Source organism: Mycobacterium sp. TH-M82, assembly GCF_057473605.1.
In genome coordinates, this window is the sequence record NZ_JBYCKY010000362.1 from 1 (window position 1) to 10,211 (window position 10,211).

The 10,211-nt window shown below is 68.8% G+C and carries 11 protein-coding genes; 6 read left to right on the top strand and 5 right to left on the bottom strand.

Annotation, left to right across the window (positions count from 1 at the left end):
• Positions 1-347, bottom strand: a 347-nt coding sequence (locus AC2VON_RS11140; protein ID WP_486953012.1) for a thiamine pyrophosphate-binding protein, incomplete at its 3' end; no start/stop codon positions are given.
• A 238-nt stretch (positions 348-585) separates the two neighbouring features.
• Between AC2VON_RS11140 and AC2VON_RS11145 the strand changes: the two genes are divergently transcribed.
• The 3 genes from AC2VON_RS11145 to AC2VON_RS11155 are packed head-to-tail and all read left to right on the top strand — an operon-like array spanning position 586 to position 3,313.
• Positions 586-1,800, top strand: a complete 1,215-nt coding sequence (locus AC2VON_RS11145) for a type III polyketide synthase (protein ID WP_486953013.1) — start codon at positions 586-588, stop codon at positions 1,798-1,800.
• A 3-nt stretch (positions 1,801-1,803) separates the two neighbouring features.
• A complete protein-coding gene (locus AC2VON_RS11150) occupies positions 1,804-2,310 on the top strand; it encodes an isoprenylcysteine carboxyl methyltransferase family protein (RefSeq protein ID WP_486953014.1) in 507 nt (168 codons plus the stop codon).
• Entirely contained in the window at positions 2,303-3,313 is a 1,011-nt protein-coding gene (locus tag AC2VON_RS11155; RefSeq protein ID WP_486953015.1) for an NAD(P)/FAD-dependent oxidoreductase, read from the top strand. Before AC2VON_RS11150 ends, AC2VON_RS11155 begins: the two co-directional genes overlap by 8 nt.
• A gap of 108 nt (positions 3,314-3,421) precedes the next feature.
• On the opposite strand, the gene map is transcribed toward AC2VON_RS11155, so the two are convergent.
• The 3 genes from map to secY are packed head-to-tail and all read right to left on the bottom strand — an operon-like array spanning position 3,422 to position 6,096.
• Complete coding sequence (gene map / locus AC2VON_RS11160; RefSeq protein ID WP_486953016.1) at positions 3,422-4,222, bottom strand: type I methionyl aminopeptidase; 801 nt, start codon at positions 4,220-4,222, stop codon at positions 3,422-3,424.
• Entirely contained in the window at positions 4,223-4,774 is a 552-nt protein-coding gene (locus tag AC2VON_RS11165) for an adenylate kinase (RefSeq protein WP_486953017.1), read from the bottom strand. It lies immediately after the preceding gene.
• Entirely contained in the window at positions 4,771-6,096 is a 1,326-nt protein-coding gene (secY, locus tag AC2VON_RS11170; RefSeq protein ID WP_486953018.1) for a preprotein translocase subunit SecY, read from the bottom strand. The genes AC2VON_RS11165 and secY overlap by 4 nt, the downstream gene beginning before the upstream one ends.
• Positions 6,097-6,311: 215 nt before the next feature.
• Here secY and AC2VON_RS11175 point away from each other — a divergent pair, with 215 nt between their 5' ends.
• Complete coding sequence (locus AC2VON_RS11175) at positions 6,312-7,274, top strand: class I SAM-dependent methyltransferase (protein WP_486953019.1); 963 nt, start codon at positions 6,312-6,314, stop codon at positions 7,272-7,274.
• A gap of 5 nt (positions 7,275-7,279) precedes the next feature.
• Positions 7,280-8,197, top strand: a complete 918-nt coding sequence (locus tag AC2VON_RS11180) for an SAM-dependent methyltransferase (protein ID WP_486953020.1) — start codon at positions 7,280-7,282, stop codon at positions 8,195-8,197.
• A gap of 18 nt (positions 8,198-8,215) precedes the next feature.
• Here the strand turns inward: AC2VON_RS11180 and AC2VON_RS11185 are convergent, their stop codons facing one another.
• Complete coding sequence (locus tag AC2VON_RS11185; RefSeq protein ID WP_486953021.1) at positions 8,216-9,598, bottom strand: xylulokinase; 1,383 nt, start codon at positions 9,596-9,598, stop codon at positions 8,216-8,218.
• 30 nt (positions 9,599-9,628) lie between these two features.
• Between AC2VON_RS11185 and AC2VON_RS11190 the strand changes: the two genes are divergently transcribed.
• The coding region (locus AC2VON_RS11190; RefSeq protein ID WP_486953022.1) for an NAD(P)-dependent oxidoreductase at positions 9,629-10,211 on the top strand (583 nt) is incomplete at its 3' end.

The window sequence follows — 10,211 nt, forward strand, 5'->3', positions numbered from 1 at the left end:
TCCTGAAAGCTGCCCCGCCCATCCATCGCCGCCGCGGGCTGGCCCACCAACGCCAAGACCGGTACCCGGCTGGCCAGCGCTTCGCCCAGACCAGGAACGAGGTTCAGCGCCCCCCCGCCCGACGTCGCCGCAACCACCCCGAGCGCCGCGCCGCTCCGACTGTATCCGTCGGCCATGGTTGCCGCCGAGAACTCGTGCTTGGCCAGGACCGCGGTGAGGCCCGGATGGAAATGAGCTGCGTCGTAGAGATCTTCGATATTCGCGCCGTCGACACCGAAGACGTAGTCGACTCCGATTCGCGCCAAGTGCTCGATGATGTGATCGACCACCCGGTGTTGGCTGGCCATGTGCTCACCTAAACCTGATTGCCTGGCGTTCCTCCATGTCAATAACACGACCAGCGCGTGACTTCAGTTCACCAGCTCACCCACAGGTTGGGTGTTTCCACAGCAAACGTCGCGGCAGCACCTGCCCGTCGTCGTTTGCCACCCTCACGAGTCGACCAGAAGTTGCGTTCAGTTCGATGACCGCCATCAGCCAGCTACGCGGCCGGCGGCGGGCCGTCAATGACAGCCGGTGTCGATCGTGAGCCTGTTTTTCGGCGTCTTGTCGGCAACGACGAAAGCCGCACCCGGGTCGTTCACCGCGGCACATGCGTTGCGAACAGTGAACCGATCGGGGCGCTACACCGTAAAGCCCTACATGAACACCATCGCATCCAGCACGCGTCCGGCGACGCACGCACGCGCACCCGCCAACCCACCGGGCGGACCTTCGATAACGGCAGTGACCGTGGAGTTCCCACCGCACCGCCACAGTCAAGATCAGGCGATATCGGCCTTGGTCGACTTCGCCGGCTCCGATTTCCGACGGTTCGCCTCCACCACCGGTGTTCAGTTCCGAGCGACCGCCCTGCCGCTGTCACGATACGCCGCGTTAACCGGCTTCACCGAGGCCAACGACGCCTACCTCGACGTCGCGCTCGACCTGGGTGAGCGGGCCCTGGCATCAGCTCTGGACAGAGCCAAGGTCAAACCATCCGAGGTCGACATCGTCTTCTCGACGACAGTCACCGGGCTTGCGGTGCCGACCTTGGAAGCGCGACTGGCGACGCGCATCGGGTTGCGCCCCGACGTCAAACGCATCCCCCTGTTCGGGCTGGGCTGTGTCGCCGGCGCCGCCGGGGTTGCTCGCATCCATGATTACCTGCTCGCCTACCCCGATCAGGTCGCGGTGCTGCTCGCCGTCGAGCTGTGCTCACTGACCATGCAGCGCGATGACCAATCGATGGCGAACCTCGTTGCTGCCAGCCTGTTCGGTGACGGAGCCGCAGCCGTGATCGCGACGGGAGCCAACCGGACCCCCAGCGGGCCGAGGGTACTGGCCACTCGCAGCCACATCTACCCCGACACCGAGGACGTGATGGGATGGAACATCGGCAGCGACGGGTTCCGGATCGTCTTGTCCGCCGAGGTCGCGACCGTAACCGAGAAGTACCTCGGCGAAGACGTCCGCAACTTCCTCAACGACCATGGGCTGACGACCGCCGACGTGACAACGTGGGTCTGCCACCCCGGCGGCCCGAAGGTGATCGAGGCGGTCGAGGACACGCTCGACCTGCCTGCCGATGCCCTAGAACGCACCCGGACCTCGTTGCGCGACAACGGGAATCTGTCGTCGGTCTCGGTGCTGGACGTACTTCGGGCCACCATGGCCGATCCGCCGCCGCCGGGATCGATCGGCCTGATGATCGCCATGGGCCCAGCGTTCTGCTCCGAACTTGTGCTGCTCGGCTGGTGAGCCGTGTACTACCTGCTGATCCTGGCGGTCGGGATCGAACGGCTGGTGGAGCTGGCCCTGTCCAAGCGGAACTCCCGCCGGGCTTTCGCCCACGGGGGCACGGAGTTCGGCCACAGCCACTACCCGGTGATGGTCGCCGCTCATACCGCTCTGTTGGTGGGCTGCATCGTCGAGACGTGGGTAATGCGCCGGCCGTTCATCCCCGGGCTGGGGTGGCCGATGCTGGGCGTGGTCGGGCTGAGTCAGGCGTTGCGTTGGTGGTGCGTCACGACACTGGGCCGGCGGTGGAACACCCTGGTGATCGTGATGCCCGAAACGCCGTTGGTGCGACGGGGTCCGTACCGCTGGCTGCACCACCCGAACTATGTCGCCGTGGTGGTCGAGGGGGCCGCGCTGCCGCTGGTACACACCGCGTATGTGACCGCGATCGGTTTCACCGTGGCCAACGCGTTGTTGCTGCGGGAGCGGCTCCGGGTGGAGAACGCGGCGTTGGGCTACACACATGTATGACGCCGACTTGTTGATCGCCGGCGGCGGGCCGGGTGGCCTGGCGACGGCGTTATACGCTCGTCGGCAAGGGCTTTCGGTGATCGTGGTGGAGCCGCGGGATACGCCGGTCGACAAGGCGTGCGGTGAGGGCCTGATGCCCGGCGGCCTGGCCGAACTGGCAACGCTCGGGGTGGACCCGGTGGGTATGCCGTTTCGGGGTATCGCCTACGTCGGCGGGCGCCACCGCGCCGAAGCACCGTTTCGCGGCGGACGGGGCCGCGGTATACGGCGCACCACACTCCATACCGAGCTGGCGGCGCGGGCGAAAGAGCAAGATGTCGAATGGGTTTCGACGCGTGTTAAGAGTGTCCTGCAGGATGGGCACGGGGTGGCGGCGGCCGGAATCCGCGCGAAATGGCTGGTGGCCGCCGATGGTCTGCACTCAACGGTGCGCCGCGCGGCCGGCATCAAGGCGGCGGCGGGAACACCCCGACGGTACGGCGTGCGCCGGCACTATGCCGTGCCGGCCTGGTCGGAGTTCGTCGAGGTGCACTGGTCGCGCTGGGGGGAGGCCTATGTCACGCCGGTGGAGCCTGATCTGGTGGGAGTGGCCATCCTGTCCCGCCGGCGGCCAGACCTGACGTGGTTTCCGCGACTTGAAAGCCTCCTGCGGGATGCCGAGCGTGGGCCGGCCCGCGGCTGCGGCCCGCTGCGCCAGGTCGTCTCCCGCCGCGTCGCCGGACGGGTGCTGCTGGTGGGTGACGCGGCCGGGTATGAAGACGCACTGACCGGCGAGGGCATCAGTCTTGCCGTCAAGCAAGCCGCCGCCGCCGTGGAAGCGATCGTCGACGACACACTGGCGGCATACGAGGGGGCCTGGCGGCGGATCACCCGTGACTACCGCCTGCTCACCCGAGGGCTGGTGCTGGCCAGCGCCCCCCGCGTGACCCGGCCGGCCGTCGTGCCCGCATGCGCACGGCTACCCGGTGCCTTCCGGCAAGCGGTGCACGCACTCGCACGCTGACGGTCAACACCGCCGACGGCACCATCCCGGGCGACGTCCTCGGCGTGATTGCGGCTACCGGTCAATCGCAGCGCGGACCGCCATAGGTTCACTGCCGGCACCCACGCGTCAGCCGGCCGTCAGAATCCGCGGTCCGTCCTCGGTCACCGCCACGGTGTGCTCCCAGTGCGCGGCCCGCGACCCGTCGGCGGTGATGACCGTCCATTGGTCGTCGAGCACGACGGTCTTCGTGGTGCCCAGGGTCAGCATCGGTTCGATCGCCAGCACCGAACCGGCCGCCAGCAGCGGCCCCCGGCCGGGCGGGCCTTCGTTGGGCAGAAACGGGTCCATGTGCATCTCCCGGCCGATGCCGTGACCGCCGTACCCGGCGACCAGGCCGAACTTGCGATCGTAGGTGTCTTCGGCAGCCCGGGCACCCGATTCGATGGCGTGCGAGACGTCCCCGATCCGGTTGCCCGGCACCATCGCAGCGATACCGGCTTCCATCGCCTGCCGGGTCGCGTCGGACAGGCTCTCGTCGCTCTTGGTCATCGTGCCGATGCCGAAGGTGATCGCCGCGTCGCCGTGCCAGCCGTCGAGGATCGCACCGCAGTCAATGGACACCAGGTCACCGGGCTGCAGAACCTCGGCGGCGGACGGGATGGCGTGCACCACCCGATCGTTGACCGATGAGCAGATCGACGCCGGGTAACCGTGGTAGCCCAGGAATGACGGTGTCGCGCCGGCGCCTCGGATCACCGATTCGGCGATCTGGTCCAGGCTCAGGGTGGACGCTCCGGCGGTGGCGGCCTGCCGCACCGCCCGCAGCGCGGTGGCGACCACGGAACCGGCCGCGGCCATCGCGTCAAGCTCGCCAGGGCTGCGTTGCGGCACCACCTTACGGTTGCGCCGCTTCGGCAGACGGATCACCTACCGTCCCAGTGCCCGCAGCTCACGGTCGAACACCTCGCCGAGTGTGCCGACCCCATCCACGGTCTGCAAGTTGTGCTCGCGGCCGTAGTACTCCAGCAACGGTGCGGTCTCTTCCTGGTAGACCTTCATCCGGTTCTCGATGACCTCTGCGGTGTCGTCCGCGCGCCCGCGCCCGGAGAGCCGTTTGAGCAGTTCCTCCTGGCTGACCCGCAGCTCGAGTACGGCGTCGAGTTTGGTGTTGCGGGCTTCGAGCATGTCCTTCAGCGCCCCGGCCTGCGCGACCGACCGGGGGTAGCCGTCGAGGATGAAACCCTTGCCCGCGTCGGGTTGGTCGATACGGTCGGCGACCAGGGCATTGGTCAGTTCGGCGGGCACCAGGTCGCCGGCGTCCAGGTACTGCTTGGCCTGCCGGCCCAGCTCGGTGCCCGCGGCGATGTTGCTGCGGAACAGATCACCCGTCGAGATCTGCGGGACGCCCAGCCTTTCGGCCAGCATCTGAGCCTGCGTACCCTTACCGGCTCCGGGCGGACCTAACAGAACTATTCTCATTTGAGGAACCCTTCATAGTTGCGCTGCATCAGCTGACTTTCGATCTGCTTGACGGTGTCGAGCCCGACGCCGACCATGATCAGCACCGCGGTTCCGCCGAACGGCAGATTCTGCACCGACCCGGTGTTGCCGATCTGCAGGAACAGATTCGGCAGCACCGAGATCACACCCAGGTAGATCGAACCGGGCAGGGTGATCCTGTTCAGCACGTACCGCAGGTAGTCCGCCGTCGGGCGACCCGGCCGGATACCCGGAATGAAGCCCCCGAACTTCTTCATCTCGTCGGCACGCTCGTCGGGATTGAATGTCACCGACACGTAGAAGTAGGTGAAGAAGATGATCAGCCCGAAGTACAGGCCGATGTACACCCAGTTGCCGGGATCCGACAGGTACGTGCCGACGAACTTGTCCCACCAGCTGTTGCCCAGGCCGCCCCTTCCGCTGCGGACCAGCTGGGTGACCAACTGCGGGATGTAGACCAGCGACGACGCAAAGATCACCGGGATCACGCCGGCCTGGTTGACCTTGAGCGGCAGATACGTCGAGGTGCCGCCGTACATGCGCCGGCCCACCATCCGCTTGGCGTACTGCACCGGGATCCGGCGCTGGCCCTGCTCGACGAAGACCACGCCGACGACGATGATCAGCGCGGCCGCGCAGACCGCGGTGAACACCAGACCACCACGGCTGTCGAGGATGGATTTGCCCTGGATCGGCATCCGCGCGGCGATGCCGACGAAGATCAACAGCGACATGCCGTTGCCGATGCCGCGTTCGGTGATCAGCTCGCCCATCCACATCACCAAGGTGGCGCCCGCAGTCATCACCAGCACGATGACCACCAGGCTGAAGATGCTCGAGTCGGCGATGATGTCCAGATTGCAGCCCTGCAGCAAACCACCGTTGGCGGCCAGCGCCACGATGGACGTGGCCTGCAGGACGGCCAGCGCGATGGTCAGATACCGGGTGTACTGGGTCATCTTGTTCTGACCGGATTGACCCTCTTTGCGCAGTTCTTCGAACCGGGGAATGACCACGGTGAGCTGTTGCACGATGATGCTGGCGGTGATGTAGGGCATCACGCCGATCGCGAAAACCGTCAGCTGCAGCAGCGCGCCGCCGGAGAACAGGTTGATCAGCGAGTAGACCTGGGCCGCGTCGCCGCCGCTGACCTGGGCGATGCACTTCTGCACGTTCGGGTAGTCCACCCCCGGCGACGGGATCGACGCACCGAGCCGGTACAAGATGATGATCCCGAGGGCGAACAATATCTTTCGCCTCAGGTCGACCGTCCGCAGCGACGAGATCAAAGCCGAGAACAACTCTTCTCCTCCTGCGCAGCCGAACTGTGGTCGCGTCGGATATCCGGTGTGGTGATACGTCGACCCGCAGGCCGGGATATGCGCTACGAGACTAACAGCTTCCGTCGGCCGGCCCGCGCACAGCCGCCGATAGGTTGTTATACTGGCTAAATATCTGACGGTGTTCCGCTGTTACGCCGTGACAGCGGACGTGGTAGTGAAGGGGAGTCCTGACAATGACGCGCACCGAGAATGACACCTGGGACCTGGCCTCCAGTGTGGGCGCGACCGCCACCATGGTGGCCGCGGCACGCGCGATGGCCGGCCGCGCCGAGCGGCCGCTGATCTCCGATCCGTTCGCCGAGCCGCTGGTGCACGCGGTCGGGGTGGAGCTGTTCACCCGACTGGCCCGCGGCGAAGTCGACCCGGCCGACTTCGACGACCCGGCGGACGCTTCGGCGCCGGGCATGATGAGCATGGCCCGCATGGCCGACGGCATGGCGGTGCGGACCAGGTTCTTCGACGACTTCTTCCTCGACGCGACCAACGCCGGCATCCGGCAGGTGGTCATCCTGGCGGCGGGGCTGGACGCCCGCGCCTACCGGCTGGCCTGGCGGGCCGGGCCGACCGAGCCGGCCGGCGCTGATGCCGTCACGGTGTACGAGATCGACCAGCCAGAGGTCGTTGAGTTCAAGACCCGCACAATGGCCGAGCTCGGGGCGCAGCCCACCGCCGACCGGCGTACGGTGCCCATCGACCTGCGCGACGACTGGCCGGCGGCGCTGCAGGCCGCCGGTTTCGACCCCACCCGGCCGACGGCCTGGAGCGCGGAGGGCCTGCTGGGTTACCTCCCGCCGGAGGCGCAGGACCGGCTGCTCGACAACGTCACCGCTTTGAGCGCACCGGGCAGCCGGATCGCCACCGAGAACACACCGAATCTCGACGCCGCCAAGGAGGAGAAGCTGCGCGAGCGGATGCAGACCGCGGCCGGCCGGTGGCGCGGGCACGGCGTCGACCTCGACGTGGCCGAGCTGATCTATTTCGGTGACCGCAACGAGGCCGCCGCATACCTCACCGACAAGGGCTGGCGGGTCAGCAGCCGCAGCGTGGGCGAGCTGTTCGCAGAGCACGGGCTGGCACCGCTCGACGACGATGGCGGTTTCGCCGAGCTGGCGTACGTCACCGCAGAGTTGGGCTAGCGCAGATGGCACGCACCGAGAATGACACCTGGGATCTGGCTTCCAGCGTGGGTGCCACCGCCACCATGGTGGCGGCGGCCCGGGCGCTGGCGACGGCGGAACCCGACGCCATCATCGACGACCCGTTCGCGGCGCCGCTGGTGCGCGCGGTCGGCATCGACTTCTTCACCGGCCTGGTCGACGGCCAGCTGCCCGAAGGCACCGTTGACCAGGTGCGCCAGGTGCGGCGGATGGTCAATTCGCTGACGGTGCGCACCCGGTTCTTCGATGACTTTTTCACCGATGCGATGGGCACCGGCCAAGACGGCCCCCACCAGGCGGTGATCCTGGCCGCCGGGCTGGATGCGCGGGCCTACCGGCTGGCATGGCCCTCGGGCAGCACCGTCTACGAGGTGGACCAGCCGCAGGTCATCGACTTCAAGACCGCGACCATGGCGGCGCTGGGCGCCCAGCCGACCGCACAGCGGCGCACCGTCGGTGTCGACCTGCGCGACGACTGGCCGGACGCACTGCGCCGCGCCGGCTTCGACGACGGCCGGCCGGCCGCGTGGAGCGCCGAGGGCCTGCTGATGTACCTGCCGCCGGACGCCCAGGACCGGCTGTTCGACGACCTCACCGCGCTCAGCGTCCCCGGCAGCCGCCTGGCCACCGAATACCACCCCGACGACGGCGGCAACCTGGCCGAACGGGCGCAGGCCTTGACCGACCAGTGGCGCCACTACGGCTACGAACTGGACATGACCGAACTGTTCTACGGCGGGAACCGCAGCAACGTCGCCGACTACCTCAGCGATCGAGGCTGGCAGGTGCACACCCGGCCGCGCCGTGAGATGTTCGCCGATTACGGCCTGGAGTTCTCCGACGATGACGACCCGCTTGCCTCGTTCCGCAACGTCATCGCCGTCACCGCGACCCTGCGGTAGCGCAGAACTTGAAACATGTCATCCGCGCCGGGTGCCTGATGCCCGCGACGGCCGGTCGGCGAGCTCGAGGAACCGCCGGTAGCGCTCTTCCATCGGCGCCGTCCAGGCCGGGTCGGGTTCGACGATCCGGCCGGTGGCCGCCCACCGCTCGGCGTCGAGGATCGACGTCTCCCACCCGGCCGCCACCCGGGCGACGAACGCCGCGCCCAGCGCCGCCCCCTCGGCCACCGCCGACACCGTGACCGGCTGCCCGGTGGCATCGGCGATCGCCTGCATCCAGGGCTGCACCCGGGTACCTCCCCCGGTCGCCACGATCCGCGCCGCCCGCACCCCGCCCAGCTCGACCAGTTGGCGCACGACGAACCCCGACGCCTCGTAGGCGGCGCGGCGCAGCGCCGCGGCGTCGTGGGTGAGGTCGAGCCCGTCCAGCACACCGCGCCGGCCCGGGTCGTGCAACGGCGTGCGCTCGCCGCGCAGGTACGGCGACCACACCGGCACCCGTCGCGGGTCGACGGCCTGTTCCTGCGCCGGGTCGCCCGGCCCGAGCAGCCGGTCCACCCAGCCCAGGAACAACCCGCCGGCGTTGCTCGCCCCGCCGATCAGGCTCTTACCAGCCGACGTGTGCGGAATGGTCCACAAACCCGGCACCTCCCGGTGCTCGGGGATGGTCGACCACACGATCAAGGTGGTGCCGCACAGCACCAGCACGTCGCCGTCGTGGCCGGCGCCGGCCACCAACTGCTCACACAGCGCGTCGATGGTGCCGACCGACAACGCGGTGTCGCTGTCGCGCAGCCGCCCGGCCACCGCGCCGGGGGCGCCCACCCGAGGCATGCGGTCGACGCTCACCCCGCAGTCGGCGCAGGCCGGTTCGCTCCAGCCGGTGCCGTCGAACAGCGGGAGGGTGGTGAACGCGGTGGCGAAGTCGACCACCGCCGCACCGGCCAGCGCGTAGTTCGCCACCGCCGCCGCCGGCCAGTATCCGGCCGCGTCCGGTGCCTGCTGGGCCGTCCACCGCAGGAACTCGGCGGTCTCCCCCTCCTGCGGCAAGCCCGAAGAGCCACTGTGGCCGGCCGCTCGTGCCGTCGTCCGGCCCCGGACGTCGCCGTAGAGCAGGCCCGGCGTCAGCGGCCGGCCCTCGGCGTCGACGGCGGTCAGCGACGGCACCATCGCCGACACCGCCACCGCCGCGGCGTCGGGCCGGTCCAGCTTTTCCAGCGCCGTCAATGGGCCCTGCCGCCACGCCGCCTCGGCGTCGTGTTCGAAGCGGTCCGGGTCGGGCACCCACAGCTGGTGCGGGATCCGTGCACGCGCCTGCACCCGGCCGTCCTCGCCGGCGGCTACCGCTTTGACCGCGGTGGTGCCGATGTCGATGCCGATTGTGAGCTGTTCGCGTGACACGGGCGTCAACCTACGCCAACATGGACAACCGTGACATCCAAACCGCGTGCCCTGGTAACGGCCCCGCTGCGTGGCGGAGGCTTCGACAAGCTGCAGCAACTGGCCGACGTGGTCTATGACCCGTGGATCGACAAGAGCCCGCTGCGCATCTACAGCGCAGAGCAATTGGCCGAACGGGCGGCTGCCGAAGGCGCCGATGTCCTGGTTGTGGAGAGCGACGCGGTGGCCGGCCCGGTCTTCGAACGCGGGCTGCGCGTGGTGGCCTCCACGCGCGGAGACCCCAACAACGTCGATGTCGCCGGGGCCACCGCGGCCGGCATCCCGGTGCTGAACACCCCGGCGCGTAACGCCGACGCGGTCGCCGAGATGACGCTTGCGCTGCTGTTCGCCGTCACCCGGCACCTGCTGAGCGCCGACGCCGACGTGCGCGCCGGCGAGACGTTCCGCGACGGCACCATCCCCTATCAGCGGTTCCGCGCCTGGGAGGTCGCCGGGCTGACGGCCGGGCTGGTGGGACTCGGCGCGGTGGGACGCGCGACGAAGTGGCGGCTGTCCGGGCTGGGGTGCCGCGTCATCGCCTACGACCCCTACGCCGACGAGGCTCAGCACAGCC

What these genes read in the sequence shown, in the direction of transcription:
- AC2VON_RS11155 (WP_486953015.1), top strand. Translation starts at nt 2,303, where the DNA reads ATGTATGACGCCGACTTGTTGATCGCCGGCGGCGGGCCGGGTGGCCTG.
- AC2VON_RS11165 (WP_486953017.1), bottom strand. Translation starts at nt 4,774, where the DNA reads ATGAGAATAGTTCTGTTAGGTCCGCCCGGAGCCGGTAAGGGTACGCAG.
- AC2VON_RS11175 (WP_486953019.1), top strand. Translation starts at nt 6,312, where the DNA reads ATGACGCGCACCGAGAATGACACCTGGGACCTGGCCTCCAGTGTGGGC.
- AC2VON_RS11180 (WP_486953020.1), top strand. Translation starts at nt 7,280, where the DNA reads ATGGCACGCACCGAGAATGACACCTGGGATCTGGCTTCCAGCGTGGGT.